This is a genomic window from Mesorhizobium sp. KR2-14 (genome assembly GCF_040049255.1).
Taxonomy (GTDB): Bacteria; Pseudomonadota; Alphaproteobacteria; order Rhizobiales; family Rhizobiaceae; genus Pseudaminobacter.
Map to the genome: position 1 here is coordinate 459,496 of NZ_JBDZDR010000003.1, position 24,800 is coordinate 484,295.

General features: G+C 63.2%; 29 protein-coding genes. 10 read left to right on the forward strand and 19 right to left on the reverse strand.

The genetic code is table 11. From position 1 onward, the window contains the following. Positions 1-56 precede the first annotated feature (56 nt). Both ABLE86_RS11125 and hutC read left to right on the forward strand, forming a co-directional pair. A complete protein-coding gene (locus ABLE86_RS11125; protein WP_348779004.1) occupies positions 57-1,409 on the forward strand; it encodes a formimidoylglutamate deiminase in 1,353 nt (450 codons plus the stop codon). Between the two features lie 38 nt (positions 1,410-1,447). Further along, positions 1,448-2,191, forward strand: a complete 744-nt coding sequence (hutC, locus tag ABLE86_RS11130; RefSeq protein WP_348779005.1) for a histidine utilization repressor — start codon at positions 1,448-1,450, stop codon at positions 2,189-2,191. 9 nt (positions 2,192-2,200) lie between these two features. On the opposite strand, the gene ABLE86_RS11135 is transcribed toward hutC, so the two are convergent. Beyond that, complete coding sequence (locus tag ABLE86_RS11135; RefSeq protein ID WP_348779006.1) at positions 2,201-3,271, reverse strand: nitronate monooxygenase; 1,071 nt, start codon at positions 3,269-3,271, stop codon at positions 2,201-2,203. 70 nt (positions 3,272-3,341) lie between these two features. Continuing rightward, the gene (locus tag ABLE86_RS11140) at positions 3,342-3,995 is read right to left on the reverse strand and encodes a 5-formyltetrahydrofolate cyclo-ligase (protein ID WP_348779007.1); all 654 of its coding nucleotides are present in this window, start codon (positions 3,993-3,995) and stop codon (positions 3,342-3,344) included. 170 nt (positions 3,996-4,165) lie between these two features. Here ABLE86_RS11140 and ABLE86_RS11145 point away from each other — a divergent pair, with 170 nt between their 5' ends. Beyond that, positions 4,166-4,708: a DUF488 domain-containing protein gene (locus tag ABLE86_RS11145; RefSeq protein ID WP_348779008.1), complete on the forward strand. Its 543-nt coding sequence runs from the start codon at positions 4,166-4,168 to the stop codon at positions 4,706-4,708. 42 nt (positions 4,709-4,750) lie between these two features. Here ABLE86_RS11145 and ABLE86_RS11150 read toward each other — a convergent pair whose 3' ends face one another. The 3 genes from ABLE86_RS11150 to ABLE86_RS11160 form a co-directional block, all read right to left on the reverse strand. Continuing rightward, complete coding sequence (locus tag ABLE86_RS11150; RefSeq protein ID WP_348779009.1) at positions 4,751-5,200, reverse strand: RbsD/FucU domain-containing protein; 450 nt, start codon at positions 5,198-5,200, stop codon at positions 4,751-4,753. A 112-nt stretch (positions 5,201-5,312) separates the two neighbouring features. Beyond that, entirely contained in the window at positions 5,313-6,419 is a 1,107-nt protein-coding gene (locus ABLE86_RS11155) for a hypothetical protein (RefSeq protein WP_348779010.1), read from the reverse strand. Positions 6,420-6,556: 137 nt separating this feature from the next. Continuing rightward, positions 6,557-6,898, reverse strand: coding sequence for a hypothetical protein (locus tag ABLE86_RS11160; protein ID WP_348779011.1), 342 nt, complete (start codon positions 6,896-6,898; stop codon positions 6,557-6,559). A gap of 327 nt (positions 6,899-7,225) precedes the next feature. On the opposite strand from ABLE86_RS11160, the gene ABLE86_RS11165 reads away from it, so the two are divergent. Further along, complete coding sequence (locus tag ABLE86_RS11165) at positions 7,226-7,861, forward strand: hypothetical protein (RefSeq protein ID WP_348779012.1); 636 nt, start codon at positions 7,226-7,228, stop codon at positions 7,859-7,861. Positions 7,862-7,972: 111 nt separating this feature from the next. On the opposite strand, the gene ABLE86_RS11170 is transcribed toward ABLE86_RS11165, so the two are convergent. Then, positions 7,973-9,532: an HWE histidine kinase domain-containing protein gene (locus tag ABLE86_RS11170; protein WP_348779013.1), complete on the reverse strand. Its 1,560-nt coding sequence runs from the start codon at positions 9,530-9,532 to the stop codon at positions 7,973-7,975. A 242-nt stretch (positions 9,533-9,774) separates the two neighbouring features. On the opposite strand from ABLE86_RS11170, the gene ABLE86_RS11175 reads away from it, so the two are divergent. Together ABLE86_RS11175 and ABLE86_RS11180 are read left to right on the forward strand one after the other, a co-directional pair. Then, positions 9,775-10,287 carry a DUF4188 domain-containing protein gene (locus ABLE86_RS11175; RefSeq protein ID WP_348779014.1) on the forward strand — a complete coding sequence of 171 codons (513 nt, stop codon included), beginning with the start codon at positions 9,775-9,777 and terminating at the stop codon, positions 10,285-10,287. Between the two features lie 35 nt (positions 10,288-10,322). Further along, on the forward strand, positions 10,323-10,760 hold the full coding sequence (locus ABLE86_RS11180) for a DUF2141 domain-containing protein (RefSeq protein ID WP_348779015.1): 438 nt from the start codon (positions 10,323-10,325) through the stop codon (positions 10,758-10,760). 15 nt (positions 10,761-10,775) lie between these two features. Here the strand turns inward: ABLE86_RS11180 and ABLE86_RS11185 are convergent, their stop codons facing one another. From ABLE86_RS11185 to ABLE86_RS11195, 3 genes are all read right to left on the reverse strand, one after another. Continuing rightward, entirely contained in the window at positions 10,776-11,765 is a 990-nt protein-coding gene (locus ABLE86_RS11185) for an AraC family transcriptional regulator (protein ID WP_348779016.1), read from the reverse strand. A 67-nt stretch (positions 11,766-11,832) separates the two neighbouring features. Beyond that, positions 11,833-13,290: a patatin-like phospholipase family protein gene (locus ABLE86_RS11190; protein WP_348779017.1), complete on the reverse strand. Its 1,458-nt coding sequence runs from the start codon at positions 13,288-13,290 to the stop codon at positions 11,833-11,835. 132 nt (positions 13,291-13,422) lie between these two features. Further along, entirely contained in the window at positions 13,423-14,088 is a 666-nt protein-coding gene (locus ABLE86_RS11195; RefSeq protein WP_348779018.1) for an SOS response-associated peptidase, read from the reverse strand. Between the two features lie 339 nt (positions 14,089-14,427). Here ABLE86_RS11195 and ABLE86_RS11200 point away from each other — a divergent pair, with 339 nt between their 5' ends. Beyond that, positions 14,428-15,186, forward strand: coding sequence for a hypothetical protein (locus ABLE86_RS11200; protein WP_348779019.1), 759 nt, complete (start codon positions 14,428-14,430; stop codon positions 15,184-15,186). A gap of 197 nt (positions 15,187-15,383) precedes the next feature. Here ABLE86_RS11200 and ABLE86_RS11205 read toward each other — a convergent pair whose 3' ends face one another. Further along, entirely contained in the window at positions 15,384-16,550 is a 1,167-nt protein-coding gene (locus ABLE86_RS11205) for a TIR domain-containing protein (protein WP_348779020.1), read from the reverse strand. Positions 16,551-16,789: 239 nt separating this feature from the next. On the opposite strand from ABLE86_RS11205, the gene ABLE86_RS11210 reads away from it, so the two are divergent. Next, on the forward strand, positions 16,790-17,095 hold the full coding sequence (locus ABLE86_RS11210) for a hypothetical protein (protein ID WP_348779021.1): 306 nt from the start codon (positions 16,790-16,792) through the stop codon (positions 17,093-17,095). 139 nt (positions 17,096-17,234) lie between these two features. Here the strand turns inward: ABLE86_RS11210 and ABLE86_RS11215 are convergent, their stop codons facing one another. Then, complete coding sequence (locus ABLE86_RS11215) at positions 17,235-17,780, reverse strand: type II toxin-antitoxin system antitoxin SocA domain-containing protein (protein WP_348779022.1); 546 nt, start codon at positions 17,778-17,780, stop codon at positions 17,235-17,237. Between the two features lie 310 nt (positions 17,781-18,090). Here ABLE86_RS11215 and ABLE86_RS11220 point away from each other — a divergent pair, with 310 nt between their 5' ends. Further along, complete coding sequence (locus ABLE86_RS11220; protein WP_348779023.1) at positions 18,091-18,369, forward strand: type II toxin-antitoxin system RelE/ParE family toxin; 279 nt, start codon at positions 18,091-18,093, stop codon at positions 18,367-18,369. A 68-nt stretch (positions 18,370-18,437) separates the two neighbouring features. Further along, positions 18,438-18,746 carry a HigA family addiction module antitoxin gene (locus ABLE86_RS11225; RefSeq protein ID WP_348779024.1) on the forward strand — a complete coding sequence of 103 codons (309 nt, stop codon included), beginning with the start codon at positions 18,438-18,440 and terminating at the stop codon, positions 18,744-18,746. Here ABLE86_RS11225 and ABLE86_RS11230 read toward each other — a convergent pair. The 8 genes from ABLE86_RS11230 to ABLE86_RS11265 form a co-directional block, all read right to left on the reverse strand. Further along, complete coding sequence (locus ABLE86_RS11230; RefSeq protein ID WP_348779025.1) at positions 18,743-19,342, reverse strand: hypothetical protein; 600 nt, start codon at positions 19,340-19,342, stop codon at positions 18,743-18,745. The genes ABLE86_RS11225 and ABLE86_RS11230 overlap by 4 nt on opposite strands. Further along, positions 19,339-20,706 (reverse strand): hypothetical protein, encoded by a 1,368-nt coding sequence (locus ABLE86_RS11235; RefSeq protein WP_348779026.1) that lies wholly within the window; start codon positions 20,704-20,706, stop codon positions 19,339-19,341. Before ABLE86_RS11235 ends, ABLE86_RS11230 begins: the two co-directional genes overlap by 4 nt. Beyond that, positions 20,703-21,011 carry a hypothetical protein gene (locus ABLE86_RS11240; RefSeq protein ID WP_348779027.1) on the reverse strand — a complete coding sequence of 103 codons (309 nt, stop codon included), beginning with the start codon at positions 21,009-21,011 and terminating at the stop codon, positions 20,703-20,705. The genes ABLE86_RS11235 and ABLE86_RS11240 overlap by 4 nt, the downstream gene beginning before the upstream one ends. A 76-nt stretch (positions 21,012-21,087) precedes the next feature. After that, the gene (locus ABLE86_RS11245; RefSeq protein WP_348779028.1) at positions 21,088-21,264 is read right to left on the reverse strand and encodes a hypothetical protein; all 177 of its coding nucleotides are present in this window, start codon (positions 21,262-21,264) and stop codon (positions 21,088-21,090) included. Between the two features lie 28 nt (positions 21,265-21,292). After that, positions 21,293-22,054 carry an N-acetylmuramoyl-L-alanine amidase gene (locus ABLE86_RS11250; protein ID WP_348779029.1) on the reverse strand — a complete coding sequence of 254 codons (762 nt, stop codon included), beginning with the start codon at positions 22,052-22,054 and terminating at the stop codon, positions 21,293-21,295. A gap of 64 nt (positions 22,055-22,118) precedes the next feature. Continuing rightward, positions 22,119-22,682 (reverse strand): hypothetical protein, encoded by a 564-nt coding sequence (locus ABLE86_RS11255; protein WP_348779030.1) that lies wholly within the window; start codon positions 22,680-22,682, stop codon positions 22,119-22,121. Beyond that, the gene (locus ABLE86_RS11260; protein ID WP_348779031.1) at positions 22,679-23,860 is read right to left on the reverse strand and encodes a hypothetical protein; all 1,182 of its coding nucleotides are present in this window, start codon (positions 23,858-23,860) and stop codon (positions 22,679-22,681) included. Before ABLE86_RS11260 ends, ABLE86_RS11255 begins: the two co-directional genes overlap by 4 nt. A gap of 9 nt (positions 23,861-23,869) precedes the next feature. Then, a complete protein-coding gene (locus tag ABLE86_RS11265) occupies positions 23,870-24,790 on the reverse strand; it encodes a hypothetical protein (protein ID WP_348779032.1) in 921 nt (306 codons plus the stop codon). Between the last annotated feature and the right edge of the window lie 10 nt (positions 24,791-24,800).

Here is a 24,800-nt window from a genome sequence, read left to right on the forward strand (position 1 = left end):
CGATTGACGCAAGCGTCTTGTGGCGATCGGATGCAAGAAACGCAGGGGAAGGCTCCATGACGACAATTTTTGCCGGGCAGGCGCTGCTGCCGCAGGGCTGGCGCAACGACGTGCGCCTGACCGTCAGGGAAGGCCGTATCTCGGCCGTCGAGGCGGATGCCGCTCCGCAATCCGGCGACGAGCGCCAGGCCATCGTCCTGCCCGGCATGCCCAACCTGCACAGCCACGCCTTCCAGCGCGGCATGGCCGGCCTTGCCGAAACGCGCGGCCCCGGCGCCGACAGCTTCTGGTCGTGGCGCGAGGTCATGTACCGCTTCGCCCTGTCGATGACGCCGCGCCAGGTCGAGACCGTCGCCGCCCAACTCTATGTCGAGATGCTGGAGGCCGGCTTCTCCCGCGTCGGCGAGTTCCACTATCTGCACCACGATCTCGACGGCGGGGACTACGCCAACATCGCCGAAATGGCCGAGCGCATCGCCGCCGCCGCCGCGCGCACCGGCATCTGCCTCACTTTGCTGCCGGTCTTCTATGCTCATTCCGGTTTCGGCGGCGCCGCGCCCAATGAGGGCCAGCGCCGCTTCATCAACGATCTCGAAAGTTTTGGCCGCCTGCTGGAGGGTGCCCGCACGGCGGTGAAGGACTTGCCGGGCTCAGTCGTCGGCGTTGCGCCGCACAGCCTGCGCGCGGTGACGCCCGAGGAGCTTGCGGCCGTTGTTTCCATGACCGACGGGCCCGTCCACATCCATGTCGCCGAACAGGTGAAGGAGGTGGAGGACTGCATCGCCTGGTCCGGCGCTCGCCCGGTCGAATGGCTGCTCGCCAACGCCCCGGTCGACGGGCGCTGGTGCCTTATCCACGCCACCCACATGCTTGACGCCGAGACGACCGGCATGGCCGAAAGCGGCGCTATCGCGGGCCTTTGCCCGGTTACGGAAGCCAATCTCGGCGACGGCACCTTCTCTGCACCGCTGTTTGCCGAGCATGGCGGCCGCTTCGGCGTCGGCTCCGACTCCAACGTGCTCATTGGCCTGCCCGACGAGCTGCGCCAGCTCGAATATTCGCAGCGCCTGTTCCACCGCCAGCGCAACGTGCTGGCCGCGCCGGGCCAATCCAATGGCCGCGCGTTGTTCGACGGCGCGCTGGCCGGCGGTGCCGCCGCGCTCGGCGCCGGCCCGGCCGAAATCGCCGTCGGCGCTTCGGCCGATTTCGTCTCGCTGGGGGCCGACCACCCGTCCCTGGCCGGCAAGAAGGGCGACGGCGTCCTCGATGCCTGGATCTTCGCCAATGGCGCCAGGGTTGACGGCGTCTGGGTGCGCGGCAAGAAAGTTGTGGTTGGCGGCAGGCATTTCATGCGTGATGCCATTGCCGAGGACTTCCGGGCCGTGATGAATGAGCTTGCCGCGGGCTGAAGCGTGACGCGTGCCCGGCCGCCGTTCTGGATCGTACGATGGACAAGATGGATACCTTGAGGGAGCAGGAACCGATATCGCTGCACCAGCGCATTCTCGCTGACATCAGCGAGCGCATCCTGTCGGGCGAATGGGCGCCCGGCCATCGCATTCCCTTCGAGCACGAGCTGACCGAAGAATATGGCTGCTCGCGCATGACCGTGAACAAGGCCCTTTCCGAGCTCGCCAGGACGGGCCTGATCGAGCGCCGCCGCCGCTCGGGCAGTTTTGTGCGCACGCCGGTGTCGCAGGCCGCGGTGCTGGAGATCCATGACATCAAGGACGAGGTGCAGGAACTGGGCCTGCCCTATCGCTACGAGCTTGCCTCGCACCAGAAGCGCAAGGGCACGCCGGCCGACCGCGCGCTGATGGAACTGCACGAGGCCGGGCCGGTGCTGGCGCTGAGGTGCCGGCATTTCGCCGGGCCGCGGCCCTTTTGCCTGGAAGAGCGGCTGATCAGCCTGGTCGCCGTGCCCGAGGCCGCCGAGGAAGCTTTCGAGGAGATCGCGCCGGGGCCGTGGCTGGTTGGCCATGTCCCCTGGAGCGCGGCCGAGCACCGCATCAGGGCAACCGGCGCGGATGCGGAAATCGCCGCCGCGCTCGGGGTTGAGCCCGGGGCGCCGTGCCTGGTCGTCGAGCGGCGCACCTGGAGCGCCGAGCACCCCGTCACCCATGTGCGCTTCACCTATCCGGCCGACAGCCACACGCTGGTGGCCCGCTTCACGCCCTCGCAGGCGCGGTGAGGCGAAGAATTACGCCGCTCCCATCCACTCCTGCGCCTCGGCCCACAGGCGTCGCGTCAGCTCGCCGGCAGGCATCTCGCGGCCGAGCCGGGCCGCCTGTCCCGACCACAGCGATATGAAATCGCCGGAGCCTGCCGGCTCGCTCCTTGCCTTCAGCGGCGCCAGCGCGCCGCCGGCCAGCGGAAATGCCGGCGCAAGCCCGGAGATAGGCCCCACCTCCCGCACGATGCGGTTGACGATGCCGCGCGCCGGGCGGCCGGTGAACACATTGGTGATCGCGGTCGCGTCGCTGCGCGTCTCACGCAGTGCCTCCCGGTGCAGGGCGGCCACCTTGGCCTCGGGGCAGAACAGATAGGCGGTGCCGATCTGCACGGCCGAGGCTCCCAGCGCGAAGGCGGCCACGATGCCGCGCGCATCTCCGATGCCGCCGGCCGCAATCACTGGCACCGACACCGCATCCACCACCTGCGGCACCAGCGCGAAGGTGCCCACCTGGGTGGCGATGTTATCGGTCAAAAACATGCCGCGATGGCCGCCGGCCTCCGCGCCCTGGGCGATGATGGCGTCGCAACCATGGTCCTCCAGCCAGCGCGCCTCGTCCACGGTCGTCGCGCTCGACAGCACTTTCGCGCCCGTCGCCTTCACGCGCTCCACAAGCGCCTGTTCCGGAAGGCCGAAGTGAAAGCTCACCACCTCCGGCCGGAATTCTTCCACCACCTCGCACAGCCCGGCGTCGAAGGGCGTGCGGCTGGAGTTCGGCACCGGCGCTACCGGGTCGAGCCCGAGCTCGACATAGTAGGCGGCCAGCCGCTTGCGCCACGCGGCCTCGCGGGCGTCGTCGGGCGTTGGTGGCGTGTGGCAGAAAAAGTTGAGGTTGATCGGCCTCGCCGTGCGCTGGCGGATGATGCCGAGCTCGGCGCGGATCTGCTCGGGCGAAAGCAGCGCGCAGGGTAGCGCCCCAAGGCCGCCGGCCTCGGCCACCGCGATCGCGATCTCGGACCCGACGGGTCCCGCCATGGGCGCCAGCAATATCGGCAGCTCCGTGCCGGCAAGCTCCTGGAAACGGCGGTCTCTGTGCATGGTCGGTGCTCCGTGGGGAAGATCGATGATGCGTCGGCCGTCCGTCGCGGTCTGGCCGTAAGGCATTGGATCAGGCGGTGATGACGGTGTCCATGGGGATGTCGTGCGGCTGCGGATAGATGGTGGCAAGCCTCGCCTGGCTGTAGCCAACGCCGATGGCAAGCGGCTTGCGCGGCATGGCCGCCAGGGTGCGGTCGAAAAAGCCGCCGCCATAGCCCAGCCGGTAATTGTCGCCGTCGAAACCCACCAGCGGCGCGATCACAACATCGGGAAACACCGCCGGCCCGTTGGCGGGCACGAGGATGTTCCACACGCCGCGCTCCAGCGGCTCGCCCGGCGCCCAGGCGCGGAACTCCAGCGGCCAGCCGGACTTGATCACCACCGGCAGCGCGAAGCGCCCGCCGGCCGCGATGGTTTGGTTCATCCAGCCGCGCAGGTCGGGCTCGCCCTTGAACGGCCAGTAGATGCCGATCAGCCGGTGGCGCGGGTCGCCGATCGCCTTGGTCAGCCCGGCCGCGATCGTTTCCGTGCGCCGCGCCCGCTCTTCTGCCGGCACAGCCATGCGCTCGTCGATCAGCCGCTGGCGTTCGGCCTTGCGCCAGCGCAGCACGTCAGCCCACGCAATGGGGTCCGCGGCGCGGTCGTCGGCCTGAAATTCCGGCGTCAGCTCATGCATGAAGCAGGGCGGAGAGGCATAGCCGCGCGCATCGTTATCGTTGCTCATGAAGCCTCCTGGCTGGGCTGCGATGGCAAATATCGATATGGGGAATGGGAAAGGCAAATGGAATTAAATGCTAGATTAATGCAAAAAGATTGTTGCATGGGCGGCATTCCCTTCAAGTTGACGCTTGGCCGCTTCGCTGATGAAATGTCCGCGCGGGGAAGGGAGGCGCCATGCGGCAGCCATTCTTCACCATCGGCCACGGCACGCGCAGCATCGAGGCCTTCGTCCATCTGCTAAAGCTTGCCGAGGTGGGGCTGGTGGTCGACATCCGCACCGTCCCGCGTTCGCGCGCCAACCCGCAGTACAATGGCGATGTGCTTCCCGACAGCCTCGCAGCCTTCGGCATCGCCTACACGCATCTGGTCGAGCTTGGCGGCCTGCGCAGCCGCTCGAAGACGGTGCCGGCCTCGACCAACGGTTTCTGGGTCAACCAGAGCTTTCACAACTATGCCGACTATGCCATGAGCGCCGAATTCCGCGCCGCGCTCGACCGGCTGGTGGAAATGGGCCGCGCGCGTCGGCTCGCCGTCATGTGCGCGGAAAGCGTGTGGTGGCGCTGCCATCGCCGCATCGTCGCCGACTATCTGATAGCCCGCGGCGAGGCGGTTTTTCACCTCATGGACCATGACCGGATCGAGCCCGCAACCATCACGCCCGAGGCCATGCCGCAGGCAGACGGTTCGATTGCCTATCCAACGCCGGCCGCCGGCTAAGCATGCGTGTTGCCGGCTGCGTCAGGCCTTGCGGCGCGTGCCTCACCACGCCGGCTCGAATTCGCCCGGCGGCAGCACGCCCTTCTTGAGGATCAGGTTGGCATAGAGCTTCAATTCGCCAGTGGCCACGATATAGGCCGCCTGGCGCGCGCGTTCGTAGAAGGCGAAGCGTTCCAGCGGCGCCACCCGGAACGGGCCGGCCAGCCGGTCGATGATTTCCTGGAACGAAACGCAGATCGGCGGCACTTCCTCCGGCGTCTCCACCATCGCCATCCGGAAGGCGGCGGCCGTGTCGAATGTGTCCAGCGGCATATGGGTGAGAATCGCCTCCACCACGGCCTCGGCGCCCAGGCCGTCGGCGCGGATCACCGGGCGGCCAAGCGTGCTGGCCGGAAAATTGGCGTCGGCGATCACGATCTCGTCGCCGTGGCCCATGGTGCGCAGCGCGTGCAGCAACTCGGGTCCGAGCAGGGGGTGGATACCGCGTAGCATGTCATCTACCTCGGCTTGAGGGGCGGTTCGCAATCAGCCGGCCGGCCTTGCAGCCTGATATCTAGGCACGCCCCGGGGCAAAAATCGACTCCGGATTTTTTCGCACGCGGCCTTAGCCATGGGCGATGTAGTCGCCCGAGCGCTCGGCCTCGAAAGCCAGGCGCTGGATCATCAGCGCCAGCTCCAGCTGCCTGCTTGTTCCGGTCTTGTGCAGGATGACCTTCAGCCGGCCTCGCGCCGTTTCCAGCGACACGCCTTCCGCGTCGGCCGCGTGCCGCAGCGTCTCGCCCCGCCCGATGCGTATCGCCAGCCGCACTTCCGCCGGCGTCAGCCGGTAGGTAGAGCGCAGGACGGTTTCGACCTTCGCCGGCTGCCCGCCTCCCGGGCTTACCGTCAGAAGCACGTCAGCTCTGCCCAGCATCTCGTGCACCCGGCCGCGCAGCGGCAGCGCGCTGAGGGTCGCGCCGTCGGCGCGCGCCTCCAGCGCAATGGTGGCGAGCGGCTGCGCGCCCTGCGCAGCCTGTGCGATGGCCCACTGCAGCTTTGCATCGGTGTCGTCGCTGGCAGCATGAATGCGTCCGCCGCGCAGATGCAGAACGCTTCCGATCAATTTTTCGAACGCCGCCGATGCCGCGATCAGCCGCCCTTTCGCATTCACCCAGGCGCGCGGCATGCCCTGCTGGTCCAGCGCTCCCAAAACGCCCGAGGCGAGATCAAGCCTGGCCTTGAGCGCATGGTTGAGCGACAGCGAAAGCAGATGAAACAGCGAATTCGCGCCGTCCAGTTCCTCGTTCACGTAAGCGCCCTTGGCCTTCCCGCGCTCCACCGACAGGATGAGGTAGGAACTGTCCTCGCGCGGAATGAACGTGCCGGCAAAGTGCGCGTTCTGGTGCCTGACGGCGAATTCCTGTTCGAACGGGTCGCGTGCCAGCTCTTCCGGCGTGAAGCAGAGCCAGTCGGTCAGCAGCCCCTTCGTCCCCTCGAGCGTGAGCTCCAGCGCCCGCCGCATGCGCGGCACTTCCTGCGGCCAGGTCTGGAAGTCGGCGAAGACCTCCTCGGACCCGCGCGATGCGAAGGAAACCAGGCTTTCGGGCGAAATATAGTGGGCGAAGGCGTGGTCGGCGCCGCAAGTCTCGGCAAGAATGCGCAGCGCGTTCGGCCAGGCCTCGGGGCTCAACGCCGCTTCCAGCACGCTCTCTACGGCACGCTCTATGTCCACGTTCCCCCACGCCGCTGCACGATTGCGCAGAATGGCAAGTCCCGCGGGGCCAGTCAAACCGACGCACAGGGAGCGCGCAAGGGCAGGCGCCCAGGCGCGCTTATCGGCCGGCTTGAGCAGCCGGCTAACGGAAGCCGCTATTCGTGCAGCGTGTAGCTGTCCATCTCGCAGAAGTCCTGCGTGTCGGTGGTGGTGTCGAGGTCAGAATCCTCGGTGAACTCGAAGCGCATGTCGTACTTGCAGGCGCGGCGTCCGTCGGCCACCGTCACGCGGACGCTTTCGCCCGGGTTCAGAACGTCGCGGCCCAGAATGTCCTCTTCCCATTCGTCCACCCCGCTCGGCGAGGCGTAGAATTCGGTGATTACAGAATTGGTGGCGTTCTTCAGCGTGAACACCAGGTCGTCCGCCTGAGCGGCAAAGGCGAAACAAGTAATGCCGGCCAGCGCCCCCGCTGCGGCCATGCGCAATTTCAAAGTCATCAAAAAGGTTCTCCACCCGGAATTGGGCAAAGCGTCGCTTATCAGCCGCTTGCGACATTTGGAATAAGGCGGGCGCAGGCATCTTTTGCGCCACGCATCGCCTGTCTACAGGTGGTGGCGGCTCGCTTAGGTATCGAACTCCCATGGATGTGCCCGCGCAAGTTGATTTTCTGGCAATACCCGCGAGTTCAGAGAACGAAGCGCCGCATTAACTTGGGTTAAGCTGGAATAACTGTGACGATGGTGAAACAAACGGTGGTCAACCTAGTCACAAAGCTGACAAAAATCGCCGATTTCATCCTCCCGGGGGCGCCAGAGGAGAGGACAATGCTGAAACGTCATCTTGCGACATTGGCTTGCCTTGGCTTTCTTGCCAGCGGCACATCTTTCGCACATCTCGATGGCTATGGCCTGGTCGGTTTCGCCCAGGCCAAGAACGGAAACGGCAATGGAGGGAATGGCGGCTCCGGCAACGGCCAGTCGTCTTCCGAACACGGCAAATCGGGAGAGGCTCCCGGCAAGTCGGGCACCGCGCCGGGCAAGTCGGGCGAAACCCCCGGCAAGTCGGGCACCGCTCCCGGAAAGTCGGGCGAGACCCCCGGCAAGTCGGGCACGGCTCCCGGAAAGTCGGGCGAAACTCCCGGCAAGTCGGGCACCGCTCCGGGCAAGTCGGCCTCCAATAATGCGCAAAAACCGGAAGTCACGGCTTCGAACACCCTTGGCGCCATGAATGCGGCCCATGCTTCCGCACAGGCGCGCAAGCACGCAAACCCGAAGTCGGCCGTCGGGCTGATCGCCGCCTATGACCTGCTCCGGCAGGCGGCGCTGGAGATCGAGGATCCGGTCGCTCGGGAGCAGGCGCTGGACGATGCGGAAACCCAACTGGCGGCGGATTTCGGAAGAGCCGCGCTGACGGACGACGAAATCGGCAAGATAAACGCGTTGCTAGATGCTCGTCAGTAGCAGTTCTGCAGGCGAATCCCCTCGGCAATGCGATGCAGGTGCCACGTAGCTTGGCGGTATCGCCAGCTTCTGCCAGGGTCGGGGCGGCTTCGCCGCTCCGGCTGCTGGCTCCTAGGCGAGCTGACCCGGCTCCTGCGGGACGGAAGGGAACAGCTTGCCGGGCAGGGTGATCTCGACGTCCATCCGGTCCCTTGACCAGCTGCGGCTATAGTTTCCCCGCAGTTGCGATTTGACGATGAGGTCCAGGAGCTTGGAGCCGTAACCATTCTTGAGGGTGTCGGGCTGGCCGCTCAGGCCTGGCGCCCTCTCGCTCCAGTCAATCTGCAAATGCTCGTCATCGCGCCTGATGTGAACTTCCAAAACGCCCTCAGCGTCGCTCAAGGCGCCGTATTTGGTCGAGTTCGTCGCCAGTTCGTGGAAGACGAGAGCCAGCGGCGAAACAATTCCCGCATCGACCAGGGCGTCGTCGCCGACGATGGCGAAGCGCTGGCCCTTGCCGCCCTCGTAGGGTCGGAGCAGCACGCCGATCAGTTCCTTCAGCGAGGTACGATCTCCGCCGCCCGTCGGGGCATTCCGGACCCGGATCAGGCTGTGGGCATGCTGAAGGGCAACAAGCCGCTGCCTCAGCTTGTTGGCCAGCGGCTTCATCTCGGGATTGTCGCGAACCGACAGGCTGATCAGCCCGTTGACCAGGGCAAACAGGTTCTTGATCCGGTGCTCGAGTTCGCTCGAAACGATCTCGCGTTCGGCGGCGAGATATCTCAACTGGTCCAGCACCTCATTTCTCGTCGCCGTGGTCGTGGAGATGATGAGCGGCCCCAGGGTGATGAGCGCACCGCCCATGCTGATCGACAGCACGGGCGCCCGGCTGAGGTTCAACACAAAGATATAGCCGAGTGACGTAGCCGTGATCGCCCAGGCGCAGAAGGCGAAGGTCAGCAGCGCGGTAAGGAAGACACGATAGGAAATCGCGCACCAGAGAAGGGCCGGAACCGGGAACACGAAGGCAGCCAGCCCACCGAAGAAAATGCCCGCGACTGCCGACAGAACCAGCACGATGATCGGCGCCTGATCGTGCAGGGTAAGGGGCAGTTCCCGCGTCCATTGGCGATCCACCGGGAACGCCAGGATCATCGGCAGAAAGGCAAGCTGGTTCAAAAGCTCGACGGAAAACCAGTATCGGAAGGTTCTTTCCGCTGCCATTGCGCTGAACAGCGGTCCAACCAGCAGCGTACCCACTATGCTGGCGTATATGGATGCCGCCAAGGCGGCGAAAAACAGATAGAAAGCCGACGTCGGCCGCTCCAGGCGCTGGTCTGTCCGGTCAAAGCTTGAGAGCAGCGCGTAGCCGACGACGACGATGCCGAAATTGAATGTGGCCAGCCGTGCGCCTGTCGACAAGGAATACCCCAGGATCAGCAGCGCTATCGCGAAGCCAACGAGGCAGGCGATCCAGCCCCCCGCGCGCGCCAGCATCGGGAAGCGTACCAGCATGCCGATCATGAACGCGTTGGCGGGCCAGACCAGCGCCAGAACGCTGTTGTTTGCCGTGTAGACTCCGAGAAGGAAGAGGGCCGCATAGGCGCTGCCGAACAGCAGGTAAAGGACCCAGGCCCGGCTCGGAGTGAGCAGTTTGCCTACTCTGGATTCGACTTCGCTGGCATCGAGCATGATCCACATCCCCGGGGCGTCCATGCGTCCCCGGCGTCATTGGCCACCCATCAGGTAACCACCAATGCCGCGCATCGACAAGCGCCGAGCGCAATCAAGCCGCGCGGAATCCGGAGCCAGGACCGCCGGACCAGGCCTCCGCCTGAGACGATCGGGTGCAACGGCAGAGACGATCCGCACACCGTCGGGGGCTATCCGTCATCATGACGGTCCGCATGGGCCTGGTCCCATCAGTATCGAGAATGCCCGTGGCACCACAGCTAACACGCGAAACCGTCGACCTTTCCGGTTACCCCGACCTCGTGGTCCTCTATCTCGGAATGCGGGTGAACGTCTTCCAGGGGCTTGCCACCCTGTTTGGCTTCGGCTCGAAGATTTCCGAGGCGGTGCAGGATGCGCCCGACGGGCTTCTTGCGCACGAGTCGATCGTCTACTCGCTGTTTCCGCCCCATGTCGGCATGCGCCAATACTGGCGGGATTTCGAGAGCCTCGAGCGCTGGTCGCGCAGCGAACCCCACCGGCAATGGTGGCAGAGCTTCCTGCGCGATCCGAAGGGCACCGGCTTCTGGCACGAGGCCTATTTCCGGCGCGGCGGCATGGAGGCGGTCTATGTGAACATGCCCGACCGGTCCGGCATGCGCGCCTTCGCGCCGGTGTGCGCGGCCAAGGGGCCGATGTTCTCGTCGCGCCAGCGCGCGGGCCTGGAGGGCGATGCGCCGCCCGCGCCCGTCCAGGAACAGGAAATCTACAAGTGATCGCCTCCCAGGCAGACCAAAGAAGGAGCAGAGCAGTGTTCGGTAAAAAAGGCGCATGGATGGCGCTCGTCGCAGGCGGGCTTGCCCTCGTTTCAGGCGCGGCGCAGGCCGAGTCGCTCAACGTGACGGTAACGGGCGTGCGCAGCAGCGCGGGCATCGTGCGCTGCGGCCTGTTCGCCACGGCGAAAGGTTTTCGCGTGCCTGGCCGCGAGGTGCAGGCCGCCGACGCTGCGATCAAGAACGGTCAGGCGCTGTGCAGCTTCACCGATGTTGCGCCCGGCGCATATGCCCTGGCCGTCTTCCATGCGGAAAAGAACGAAACTGCAATCGAGTACGGTCTCTTCGGCAAGCCCAAGCAGGGGGTCGGCTTTTCCAACAATCCGTCGATCACCTTCGGCGCGCCGGGGTTCGAAAAGGCTCGCTTTGCGGTGAACAAGCCGCGCGTGGATCTCAGCATCCGCCTGCAATACTGAGGTCGCGTCCTCTCGCTACCGCAGCCCCCGGCTCTCGCGCCCGTCCCGCAAACGAGCCGGGGTCGTGCCGGTCGCCTGCGCAAAGGCGCGGGTGAGGCCCGACAGGCTTTCGTAGCCGCAAAGAAGTGCGATGCGCGCCAGCGGGATGGCGGGGCGCGCCTTGAGCAGCGAAGAGGCGCGCGCGATGCGAACCGAGCGGATGACGTCGCCCACGCTCTGGCCCCTTTGCGCGAACACCCGGTAGAGATGCGCGCGCGAACACCCGAGGCGGTAGGCGATGGTGGCAGCCACAAGCGCGGGATCGGCGTAGTGCTGCTGGATGAACTGCAGCGCCCGGCCATGGAGTTCACCCGCGTGGTCGCGCAGCTGCGCTCCGTTCCTTGTCGATCGTTCCGAAGCCAGGATGCCGAGCGCGAGGTCCACCGCGACCCGCATGGCCACCTGCGCAGCGGCTGCGTCGAGATGCGCGGCATCCTGCGCCATCATGTGCAAATGGCATTGCAGCGAACGGGCAAGTCCGGCCTGGGGCGGGCAAAAGGCGCCTTCCTGCAGGAAGCCTACGTCTCCTTCCAGCTCCTCGATCACGGTGGCGCGCGGCAGCGTGATGTAGAGGTGGGCGTGGTCGCGCGAATGCGTGTGCAGCCGCTGGCTCGCGTCATAGATCGCAATCCCGCTTTGCTGAGACATTTCCAGCGCGGGGCCGTGCCCGCTCCGCACCCGCGTCTCGCCAGCCACCGTGGTGCTGATCATGATGAAGTCGCTGTCGCCGCGGGTCCTGCCCACCACGGCGCCGGCATTGGCGCTGTATCCGAAGGTGGCACCCTTGTCGTCGGCGCAAAGCAGCGCCTGGCCGACGAAATGGTCCGCCGCAGAGGCGGCGGTCAGGTCGAGGTCCATGCGCGGAAACAGGCTGCGCCAGTAGTCGAAGCGCTCGCTCGGGTCCAAGTCGTCGGTCGAGAGGCGCCGGAACCCGCTCCCGGCGTGTAGGTCGCTTCCATCGGCCACGCCGCTCCTCCTTCGCGTCATGGACAGGCGGCGGACAGCAAGGCGCGCCGCGCCCGGTTTGGCCAGGTCAGGGCCGCGCCGTCAACACCGCCGCGGATTCGATGCTGTCGAAGATCGTCGCGCCCTTGCGCGCTTCCTGTGCAATTTTCTGTACGTTGGCGTTGTTGCGCACCGCCTGCCGTCCGGCTTCGATGGCGAGGTCGACGTCGTCGCGGGCGAGCTTGAGCCGTGTGGGCATCCGGTTCAGGCGGTCGAAGTGCGCCGGGTCCGCATCGCGGAACGAAAGATACTCGGTCGTAACGGTCACGTCGCGGCAGTCCCATCCGGCGAGAGTTCCGCGCACCTTGAGCACCTGCTCGCGCGAGAGGCTGCAGCGGTAGCGGATCAACATGTCCTGCCATCGATTCAGGGCGAGATCGATCGCGTCGAACCCGCTCCTGTTTGCCGAGGCAATCGTGGTGTCGGAGACGGCGCGAAAGATATTCCCCAGGTGGGGCGGGCGCTGTGTTTCGCCCCACTCGTAAGGGACGTGCCTGCCGGCGTCGGTAACGATGAAGACGAAATTGCGAAGCCGCACGGCCTGCAGCGGCGACAGCGGCGCATATGGCGTGCCCGCCTTTGCCAGTTCGAGGGTGAGACCGGTGATGCCGAGATTGTCGGTCAGCGCACCATCGAGCAGCCGGATATAGTTCAGATTTTGATCGGCCTGGTAGGAGTCCAGCGATCGCGCATAGGCCTGCAGCCGGATCGAGGGGTTCTCCGCGTTCAAGGCCCCCTCCAGCCAGTGCGGGCGGTGATAGCCGCAATTGATCTTCGGCGCCTGCAGGATCATCGGCGCGAAGGCCACAGGAACTGCCGCGGATGCCCCGACCGCCTCGGCGATCTTGAGGCGGTTGATGTCGCTGCACAAGGCGGCGAAGGTGTCTTCGGTGAAGAGAAAGGGCGTGTTGTTGTAGATGTCGGACGCGGTCACCCAGACCAGCGGTCGGCCCGGCTTGCCGAATTCCGAGAAGGTCGCATGGTCGAACAGGTTGTCGTCAAGCCATCGGGCAAAGCTGTTGCGGTCATTGGCTCCGCCCTGGAGCGCCACCTTGGCCAGAGTGCCGGGCAAGACGCTGGTGGCCATATTGGCTTCGGCATCTTGATACAGGAACCGTTCGCGGAAATCACGGTATTCGTCTTTGCCCCGGTAGCCGAGATAGGCCGCCAGCACGGCCCCGCCCGACGTTCCGGCAACTGTGCGGACATTGTCGACCAATGTGCGCCTGACGGGAAATTCGTCGATGGTCAGGGCGTCGAGTTCCTGCAGCACGCCGTAGCCGAAGGCCGCCGCCCTCGTGCCGCCGCCTGAAAACGACAGCGCCACCACGGTCGAGCCATCATCGGTGGCATCGGGGATGTAGTCTGGGGAAGGTGCCGCCGGTTGGGTGCTGACGAAGTTTATCGGGGTGGTGTCGACGGCGACGCAGCCCGAAGCAGCAATCGCCGCGGCAAGGCCCACCGCCCCCAGCAGTCTGGACAACATGTTTCGCACTGACTGGAAGGCCCCTACCGCCGAATTCCCTCTATCCTAGGGTGGCACGGGCGAAGCGATCCTTCAAGCAGTCTTGGCTCTGGCGAGGGATTGATTCCGTTGTGGTTTCGGCGGGTAGCCCGCTCAGAAAAGGGTGGGTTCGGAAGGTGCTGCCTGCGCCGGCACCGGCGCCTCCACCACCACCAGCATGTCGTCCGGCAGGGGGCGCTGCAGGGCCCTGGCCTCCTCCCACGGCGCCAAAAGCCAGAGATCGACCTCCTCCGGCGTGGTGAGAATGACCGGCATCGCCTTGGGATGGATCGGTGCCATCAACCCGTTCGGCTCCGTGGTCAGGAAGCCGAAGAGCTCGAACTCGCGCTCGCCGTCGCGCACCTTCTTGATGCCTCTCCAGGGCGTCCAGAACCCGGCGAAGAACATCAGCGGCCGGTTGTCGTCGCGGGCGAACCATGCGTTGCCGGCGCCCTTGCCCGGAAGCGGCTCGGCAAAGCTGGTGAAAGGCACCACGCAGCGGCTCGTCGGCCCCAGCCAACGCCGCCAATGCGGCGAACCGACGTTCCTGATGTTGGTGACGCCCGGATCGTAGTTCTTCACGAAGGCCGGCGGGGAGGGCATGCCCCAGGTGGCGGGTGCGACCTCGCGCCGCCCATCCGCGCCGGTGCGGACGATCGGCGCCAGATAGCCCGGATAAATGTCGCGCGACGGCTCGTTGAAGCCGGTGCGGTCGCGCAGGGCCCGCGTGATCTGGACGATGGCTTCCCGGGTCGTGGTGACGTTGTAGAGGTTGCACATGCGGCCATCCTGCTTCAACTGCCACGAATTGGCCAGCGCCGCCCCAAGTGGCCGCCGCAGAACCCGCGTTAACTGCGGTCCGCTCCAGACCACCGACTAGGTGGCCGACTTCAAGTTCAGTGACGGGATTACGAGAAGCAACACCGACAGAATTGTCCGGTACATGTTGCTTGATTCCAGTTGTTGTCCATTGGTGATGGACAATCCTCCAAATCGAATTTGACATAAAATTTATCATTGGTTCAGGGGGGAGCCGTGAACGATATACTTGAGAAGACATCTTATGCCGGGCATAGATAACAGGAACTTGCTTTCGCCACTTTAGCTATGGAACTTGCGATGGCGATTGAACCCGACGCACTTGACGCATTGCGAGAAAGGCACCGTCGCTGGCTCTCACGGCTTGGCATCCTGGATAAGCCGTGGTTGATTCTCGGCTCCGCGCCGTCCCCCACGATTCCACCTGACCTGATTGGACATTGTGCACGCGTCGACGTTAACAACTCGGGCAAGACAGCCAACGCACTGGGTCTCCCGCCCGCCGACTTGACGTTCCGCAAGCGAAAAAAGTCGTGGGAAGAGCATCCTCATGTAAGGACGAGAGGCCTCCTGTGGCTCCATACGAAGCCTCTTTGGGTGATGTATCTGAGCCTTCTAGCTAAGCCGCACGTGCGTTACGAGAGCCTGATGCGCGCCACTAAAGCTGAGCGCGAGGCGATCGTCCACGTCGTGAGTGGCGGACTTCCCTCTGATATTGGAGAGGTCGGCCATGTGACGAACGGAGTTGCCGCCCTCTGCTACGCACTTTTCATGGGCGTGCCGTCCGTGACCCTCGCGGGGTTCTCAATCACCAGGATGGGCCATTCTTACGACGACAAAGGCAGGATTCGGAGGCAGATCGCCGAAGACACCTTCGTTCTGGCGCGTTTAAAGGATCGGGGAAACGTCTTCACGACCGAGTTGGAACTCTCTGAGCATGTCGGCTTGCCTTTTGTTCGCGATAGAAGCGGCGTCGCCAACATCGACAGCACGATTGCACTGAGATCGCCCCCATCATCATTACCAGCAAATCGCCTGCCTGCACGTGAAGGCCGGTGAGATTTTTCCGTGAACGAGAAGGCAACAAAAAAGCCCGGCGAACCGGGCTTTTTGACTTCATCCGCCGTGGTCAAGAACGGCCATGATCGGATGATGGTGCCCAGGAGAGGCGTTCGTACACAGTACGGAAAGCAAAAAACGCTGTAATATCAACGACACAGAAGCTACTTTGTTGCCCGAATTGTTACCCGCTACGACTAAGCGACGGCATAATGCAAATGCTCAATTCCAAGTGCAGTCTGAAACTCAGGTTTGATGAGTCTTAGTAGCGCCCTATAGGCTATCGTGGCCGCTTGAGGACCGTCTGCATATGATGCCACCTGATACGGTGCGAATAGTATTTCAACTGCGTCCTGGGCAAATACAAACGCACCAAAATCGTCCCACTCACTCGTCCCCCCATCGATCCAATCGTTATAGAATTCGGGTTCTGAACCCTGCGATAGCGCCTGACGAAGCTGCGATCGGCATTCGTTGCGTACTATCTCAAGCGCGGCCTCTTCGTCCGTGAAAATCTGCCTGAGCTCGGAAATCAAGACGAGCGGTTCGAGTACGAACGCGAACGTCACAAAATGATGATTGGGGTGCGCGGCGCCAGCACTATACCAATTGACTGCGTAGTTTAGGGTGAGAATCTTGCCCTTTATGATCGGTTCCGAACAATGGGCATCGAATGTATCGGTACGGGCCCATTTATCTTGGGCATAGTTGTGGCCTCCTGATGAGGGGCTCAACTTGTTTCCACGTAAGCGGAATAGATCCTTCAAGAACATGCCGCGAACGTAATGACCAATCTCGCGTACATTGGGATACTGTTCAGATTCAAAATCGAATGTTTGTATTTCCACCTCGTATCCCGGAACGCCGTCCCAAGATTCCTTCTTTACGGAAGTGGTCCAATATAGATCCTGGTCCTGTTGGAATTGTCTCCTGCTTCCCCCTAGTCGAACTATTTGCAAATTAATAGAATCAGATAGCTGTTTTTTAAAATCTACAGCTGTCGCATATATGCAATGAATATCCTCAAACTCTCGCGGAATGCCAATTTCATCGCTCAAAATTACAGGAATGACGAATATGTCATCGATCAATTTCTCCTGACGCTTGCTTAGTGCCGCCTTAATCTCTTTTTGTAGATAGCCTCTACGGTCTATAGAGCTTTCGGATATCAAAACAACTATCAGTTCTGATTTTTCGAGTGCTCGCTTTATCTCAAAATCCCAATTCTGGCCGGCTACTAGTCTGCGATAGTCGATCCAGGGGTCGAAGCCACCCTTTCGCAGGAACTCGTAGACTTCGCCTGCGAATTCCCTGTCCGGCCGCGCGTAACTGATAAATATCTGATGCTCAGCGACATCATCCATAGCAGGCCACCCTTCCCCGCTGCCCAATCATTTGCAGTGCGCCAACCTAATCGGCGGCAAATCATAATCAACAGGAATGATGGCAATGGCAGGTGCCGTAAGCGGAAGCGTCCACAGGGTCATGCTCGGGGCGCCGATGCTGGAATTCGCAGGACGAATGTCGACGACCAAATTGCCAAGCTGGATGCATGCGCAGAGTGGTGGCATAACGGCGCTGCGGCTTCGCTGTCGGCGAGCGAATGCCCATGGCAAGATTACCAAAGACAGCTATCGGTGCTTCAGTTCTACAGATCGTCGACTGCTTCCGTCTTTATCCGCTTCGATTGCTCATTTTTGGCATTCCAAAAGTATGCACCGGCAGCAAAGAAGACGAGTGCAAGGACTGTCCCCGCTACCGCGGCGCTGGTCGCATTGCTCTTTACAGTAGCGTCTATCTCGGAAGCAAAATAGAGGTCTTTGCCGATATCAAGCGACCATCCCAGGATGAAAGAGCCGGCGGCGAAGAGCGCGGCGCTAACCCGATTGAAAGCGGCGATCTGGTCTAGTTCATCCTCCGTCACCGGATAGTAGCAAATCGTCCGGTGCTTATAGGATAGCTTTACCGAACTGCCATTTGGGCGCGGTTGAGCCCCCTCAACCTCGTGCACTGCCCCACTTACGTCAACGCCACGTATTGCGTCTAGATCAAGAGGCTTTGCGCTCTTGCTCCGTCGCTCTCGCGGCTTCGAGGTATCGTCCAATCCGTTCGACATAGTGCTCGCGAATGTCTTCGTCCTGCATCGCTATGCCGCGAACACCATCGCGATACACCTTTCGCCAAGGTGTACCCTCTTGATGCGTCAGCTCACGCAACGCCCACCCAGTGAAATCCTTATACGACTTCCAAACTGTATCGAGGATATAATGAGTGTCCTCATCCGTTTCCGGAACTCTTGGAGTCTGGAAGCTTAGCGACAGCTTTCCGTTATTTTCTTTGAAGTCAACGGTGACCGAGCTAGTCGCAATGGGGTTAGACCCATAATGTTTGAATTCATGATAGATCGACGGGATAACGGGCCCGTGCTGCCAGGCCTCAATTCTTTCGTTGAAAAGTTTCTCGTCACGCAGGGCTAATGACCAACCGTAACCGATGTAAATTAGCTTCAACAGCTGAAGCAGCGACAGCCGCCGCTCCTCCTGCGAGGCGCGGTCGAGAAAGTAATTGGCAATGTGCTGCGGTGTATAGGTCATGTGCGACACCGTGCACCGTTTACCCTCCCCCCCGTGCAAACGGATAGGGTTAACGGCATCCTCCCGTTTCCTAGAATAGTGATTCGACAGTCTCTTGACAAATGCAATCAACAGTTCGCAGGCAGGGAAGCGCGACTCACGCCACTTTGGTTCCAACTTGCAGATAACATTTTTCCCGTTCTGCTAAATGGGCCTCTGCCGCTTGACATCCCGGTCAGCGGCCTAGTGCTTTTGCTACAAGGCCTGAATTTTTGGCGCGGACTGTAATCAACGTGTTGACACTGTAGCCAAATAGATTACAGTCAGCGAGATGATCAAGTCATTCAAAAGCAAAGCGCTGGCGGAACTCTGGAGCACCGATCGTTCTTCTAAGATCGACGCCAGAATGCATAAGCGCATCCTCGTTCGCCTGCGCTCGCTGGAAATCGCGGCATCGGTGGAGGAACTCAATCTCCCCGGCTACGACTTCCACGCGCTGAATGGCTTCAAGCCAACCCGTTACACGATCCATATCAACGGGCCGTGGTGCATTACCTTCGAGTTCGACGGCGGTGATGCTTATCGGGTAGACTTCGAACAGTACCACTAGGGAGAGGCGGAATAGCCGCCGCCCCTCACCTTTAAAAACTTCGTTACTTAGTCACAGTGGGAATGAAAATGACGGATTATCGCGCGGTTGCTGATGGCAACCGACCCCCGATCCACGCCGGCGACGTGATCGCCGACATCTTGCTCGATCTCGACAAGAACAAGAGCGAGATTGCCGGCATGCTGGGCATTTCGCGGCAGCAGTTTCATGCCATCCTTGCCGGCCGCAAGCCGGTGACGCCGGAGAGTGCCGCGCGTCTTGGCAAGCTCTTCGGCAATGGCCCGGGGTTCTGGCTGCGGCTGCAGGCCGATGTAGATGCCTGGCACGCCCTTCGCGAGGTCGACGTAAGCAGCGTGCCGACTATCAAGGCGGCCTAGCGGCCGACCGTTTTCCTTGTGAAACGGCCGACTGCAGCTAAAAACACCGAAAGGTCACCATCGTTGACGATCTCGGCGTCGGCATCGATCGCGGCCTGCACGCCGTCGCTTTCCACGCCCGCCGGGCCGCTATGGTCCGGCCGGGTGATGCGGATGATGACGCCGCCCACGGCGCGGATTGCCGGCGCCTCGTAGACGACCGATTCCACGACCAGCGGCTGCGCAGGTGTCGCCCGCCAGGAGCGCGCCATTTCTTCGCCAAGGGTCCAGTCGCTGCCCATGGTTTCGCCCATGAAGCGCCCGAATTTTTCGAGGAACAGCCGGGGCAGGGCATTGCCTGGCAGGTAAGGCGACGGCTGATCGCGCAAATCGCCGAACGCCATGCGCCGCGCGATGTCAGGCGGCGCGCCGAGGTGTTCGAAATAGGCGACCGCCGCCACCTTGCCGCCGTCGAACGGGTGGACGCGCGCGAACCCGAACGCGTCGACGAGGTGGTTTGCCGCCGTGGTCTTGCCGACATGCCGCTTGCCGGTCAGGCCGATGACGAGCGGCCGGTAGGCGCAAAGCGGGCCGAATGTCTCGCGAGCGTTCATCATTCGGCAGCCTCGACAATGCCGGAAAGGTCGAGCTTCGGCGGAACATACAAGCTGCCCTCTTCGGGCGAGCCGAGAAAAAGCTCCTGAAAGGTGATGACGCCGAGCTTTTCCTCGACGATCAGCAAATTTTGCGAGGCCGGCGCCGGGTCCGCTTTGAGCGATCGCATGGCGTAAGGGTTGTAACCGACAACCGAGCCGTTGGCGAAGCCGAAGGGGATCTTGCTGCTTGTGTGGTCGTGCCCTTGCAGCACGAAATGGAAGCCGCGACCGCGCCGCGCGTAGGAAACGTGCGTGCGGTACATGCCGCGAACCTGCTTGTAGACCGCGCCATAAAGCCCGCCGCTTCCGCCGGCGCCCTCATGGCCGTGCTGAAGCAGGAAGCGCCAGCCATAGACGTTGAAAAGAACCTCGCCCGAGCCGGTGTAGTAGAATTTCGCTCCGGGGTCGCCTGCGAGCATTTTCTCGATGCCCCACGACACCAGAATGTCGAGGTTGTCGATCCCGCCTTCCACCGAATGCGGCTTCGGCGTCAGCCGGCTATGGTTGCCGCCGGATGTGTACACCCGGATCGGAACCTTGACCGACGACCGCAGGAAGGCAATGCCGCCGGCCGTGATTTCAGAAGCGACCTTGACGGAAGTCGTGACCGGGGCCGCACCGCCGCGGCGGCTTTCCTCCCGCAGGTTACCGTCGATCATGTCGCCGCCCAGGCAAACGACGATCTCGTCGACCGGGTCGCCCTTCCAATGCTCGGTCAGGAGAGAGGCTGTTTTCTGAAACAGCCGCTCCATTCGGCGGCGGCAAATGTCGAGATCGTACGAATTCAGGCCATCCATTTCGTAGAGGTCGACCGCCTCGCCGCAATGCACGTCCGAAATGTGCAGGATGGCCGAGCGCTTGCCGCCACGCTTGCCCCCCGGCCTCGGTCGGATCACTGCCGGCGCCTCGATCGCCCTGGCAAGTTCGAACACAGTCGCGCGCAGGTCTTCAGCCGTTATGATGCGATCGAGCAAGCCCTTGCGCTCGGCGCGCAGCTCGGCGATCTCACGCTCAAGCCGACGCTCGCGCACGCGGTCGTCGACGGTCGGCTGCGCCGGCGCCTGTGGCTTGGCGGGAGACGCGCCCAACCAGATGCTATCAAGACCGCGCCGCCTTATGTGGCGCAGGCGGCCGTCAGCCTGGTTCTTTGAGAGGCCGAGCGCTGCGGCAGCCACACGGAACGCGGTGGTGCGCCCGGCGCCGGGGTTTATGCCGGGAGGCGCATAGCCGGCAGCGACTTCCTGCGCGATGCGCTCGGCGAAGGCGCGCAGCTCGGCTTCGGGGATCGAGCCGCTACGCTCGCTTTTCATTTTCGCTGGCATCAATCTGCCCCTCCGCGCCTGCGCGCACTGATCTGATTTCGGTCGACGATCTTGTCGAGGCGGTCGCCAAGGCGCGAAATTGCGCCGACGATGCGCTCCTCGATTTCCTTCAACGCCTCGTGGGTGGCGTATTTCTCGGCGACGGCCAGCTTGAATTCCGCCAGCTCATGCGCCCCCTTGGAGCGCACTTCCTCGACGCGTCGCTCGACCGTCGAAATACGGCGATGGATGGCCCACCAGGTCGCGCCGACTGAGCCGCCGATCGTGATGAGCGTCTGTGCGACCGCGCCGAGGTCGCCCCAAGTCATAGGGTCATTCAATTAGTGCCCCCTCCAGATTATCGAAGGATGCTAGGCGCCGCGTTTCGCGCGCGGCGCCCGCACATCACCCCGCGTTCCTCGGCGCGTAATAGGTGACGACGGCCGGCAGGATCGCGGTGACGGCCGCCATCAGCACGTAGGCATACCAGGGCGAGCCTTCAGGCAAGACGTAGGCACCCGTGCCAACGCCAGCCGCAGCGCCCCCGACGCCGGCGGCGATGGCCTTTGAAATCGACTGCATGAGATTTTCCTTTCCGTTGGTTGAGAAGTCAGGCAAGCTTGCCGAGCGCGTCCTTGCGCACGTCGAAGCTCGGGCACGCCTTGGCCGCGTATTCGTTGTGGCCGGAGACTTTGCGGATGCCGCGATGTTTGCTGACGAGCTGCGCAACCAGCCAGAGAAGCGAGGCGCGCTGCGCGTCGGTGCGCGTGTCCTTGGCGGTCTTGCCGTCGGAGGAGACACCGCCGATGTAGGAGACGCCGACGGTTCCCGTGTTGCGGCCTTCGACGTGGGCACCGACTTGCCCAACCGGCCGACCCACCATCACCCGACCGTCGCGATAAACGACATAGTGATAGCCGATGTCCGAAAAGCCGCGCGCCTTGTGCCAGGCGCGAATGTGGTCGACCGTGAAATCCTTGCCCTCGGGCGTGGCGGCGCAATGGATGATGATTTCCGAGATCGGCCGCGCAGTATCGAGCAGGACGAGGCTGGCCACATTCGGCGGCGGCGCCGCTAAGACCGAGACTGTCGGCGCTGCCGGCACCGATTGTGCCATAGCGGACTTGTCCGGCTCCGGTCGTCCTGGCTTTGCCGGCTCGGTTGCCCGCTTCAGGGCCTGCAACGTCTGTGCGCCGGCAATCCCGTCGACCACAAGGCCGACAGCGACCTGAAAGGCGCGCACGGCAACCTCGGTCTTGGCGCCGAAGCCGCCGTCGACCAGCAATTGCGGCGCGGCACCGGCCGCGTTAAGCAAAAACTGAAGCTCGCGGACGGCAGCCCCAAGGCTGCCCCGCTTCAAAAACGAGGTCATGACAGTTCCTTTCCCGCCGGCAGGCGTGATTGAAAGAGTTCAGCTTGGGAGGGGGTGTGGTAGCCTAAAGCGGCGCGGCGCCAGCCGCGAAGAAGGCGTCTATCTCGCCTGTCGTGGTGATGTTTCCCGCCGCTATGGAAGCTAAAGCCTGCAATTCGAGGTCAAAGCAGTGCTGCACATGCGCGAGCGCGGCCAGAATGGCCGTCATCATGTCATCGTTGCTGACCGCGCGAGACACGCCATCGGCGAACTTGAAGGCGGCACCATCCCGCCGCAGCCCGCCCACTATGGCCGAATAGTTGGTGTGCAGCGCATGCCTGTCGTCGCCGCGATCCGTCGAGACAGGAACGTCCTCGCCGCCGATTGGCACGGTTATGCCGGAGACTTCGCGCATCCATCGCGTGTGCGCGACGTAGGCGACGAGGTCGACGGGGCCGGTCGGCTCCGGCTCCTCCTCAGGCTCGGGCTCGGGTGCGCTGGAAGCGAGGTCGAAGGCGCCGCCGGACACAGTTACGACCATGCCGCGCTGCATGGCGTCAATCGCGGCGAGGTATTGCGCCGGGGAGATTTCAATCGCGCCATCAACCGCATCCTGGCCAACGCCGCCTTCGAACGCGAAATAGGTCATTTGATCCTCATGTAATAGGTGGCGCCGATGTTCTTGGGTCGAGTTTCGTCGGAGGTTCGCGCTACGTTACCAGCGGTGAAGGTGATGCGGCTGCGCGGCGTGGAACCTGATACGCTGACGCCCATATTGCCCGCACCACCGCCGTCCGTCGCGTCCGCGAATGCGCCGGTCGGAACCAGCGACAAGTGGTCCGTGCTGTTGGGTCGTCGGAATTCCAGCCGGCCGGTGATTTCCTGCAAAGCGTCCTGCTCAACGACACCCGCCTGACCCGCCCGAAGGAAACGGCGTTCGGTGTTGATAAGGCTGACCGCCTTGCCGTTGAGGGGGGAGGTAGCGAGATCGACCGTTGCCGTTGCGATGACGAGCGGCGCCGTCCCCGATACACTTTCGCTCTTGAGCACGCCGGCGTTGTATCCTCCCGCGCCTGTGTGACCGGCCGACAATCGAATGTAGCGGTAGCCCTGGTCTAGCGGTGGGGCGCTAACCCCGGCGATATGGTCAAAGACGGGGATGGCGACCCCGATCGGCTGCAGCGACCATTCGTCGAGGCCAAGGTTTGCCAGCGCCTGCGCACGCTGGGCGGGGGTAAGAGCCTGCGCAGCATCGAACCGCAGCCGCGTGGCAAGCGCTGCCGCTGTCGTTGCCGCGAAATTTGGGTCGTCCCCCAGGGCCGCCGATAGCTCCTTCAGCGTGTCGAGCGCTTCCGGCGAACTGGCGACAAGATCGTCGACGGCGCCCTTGATGGCTGCGGAGATACCGAGCTTGTCGCGCAGGTCTTCCGCGCTGCCCGCCGCAAAGCCGGTGCCGCCTTGCGCCAGGCCGATGATGCCGTCGTGATCGGGGTCATAGAGCGCCTTGGTAAGAACGCCATAGCCCTCGATATCCTCGCCCGAAAGCACCTCGACGACCGTATAAGCCACCGCGCGAGCGATGAACTCACGCAACAGCAACGGCGACGTGGCCGCCACGTCGTCGACGTTCACGCCCGGTAGCGTCGCCAGGCCGCGGAACTGCGCAATCAGGTGGTTCCATTGCTCCTGAGATACCCGGCTTGTCGTCTCGTAGGTTGGCCCGCGCCGAGCCCAGGACATGCCGTCGCGATGCACCGGCTCGTAACCCGGCGGCGGCGTCAGGCTCTTGGGCTCGTTCGGATTGGGAAAGCCGAAAAAATCGTCCATGGCCTCACCTCAAGCCGAAATCTGCGCAGCGATGGCAAAGCTGAGCGAGTAGTCGCGCATCAGGTAGATGGAAGCGCCGTAGCGGCTGATCGCATCCACCCGGATTTCAATGTCGTGGTCGTGGTTCTGCGTGCCGGTAAACCCGGTGTTGTTGGGCGAGGTCGGAGACACATAGATCTGTGAAGGATAGATCGACATGAGCGGCCGCCGTGCCCAATTCCAGCTCAACGCCGCGGTGCGCTTCGAAATGTTCCCCACGCCCGACGTTGCGCCGCTGTTCGTGATTTCCGCCGCGAGACGATGGCGGTTGATGAGCGGCGTTACGGTCGGATCGTTTGCGGGATTGGTCACGACCCGCGCGATCAGCATGTCGTCATAGCTGCTGTCGAATGCGATGTCGGTTTCCGCCTTGGCGCCGGCGTTATAGCCGGCGTCCGCGAGGTCATAGAGCGCCAGAGTGGGCGCGCCGGCGTTGAAGCGCCACCGCAGGTGATAGGTCTTGCTCGGCACCGTCGCCTTGGTGCGCTGCGCAGGCGCCAGGTCGGAAGAATTGTAAAGCACGCCGCCGCGGTGAACCCATTGCTGGCCGGCCGCCAAGACAATCTGCCCATTGGCGGCGGCGATCGACATCACCCCGCCATTCGACACGATCTCGGGATAGACGGGATTGAACAGGAAGGCAGGAGCGCCGGGGTTCGATCCAGCGCCGGCGGCCAGGAGCCGGACAGCCTGCAAGACCTGCGTCAAGTCCGCTTCATCCGGCGTCAGGCCGGCGCCAACGATCAGGTTGAGCAGTTCCCGCATGGGGTGTTCGATCGCCTTGGCCGGCGGAATCGAGCCCTTGCGGCCTGCGGCGGGGTCGCCGTTGACATAGACGGGTTCCGGGTCAAGCTCATTCGGCACCGAGTTGACGGGCGGCTGATACTTCATGGCGGCTTCC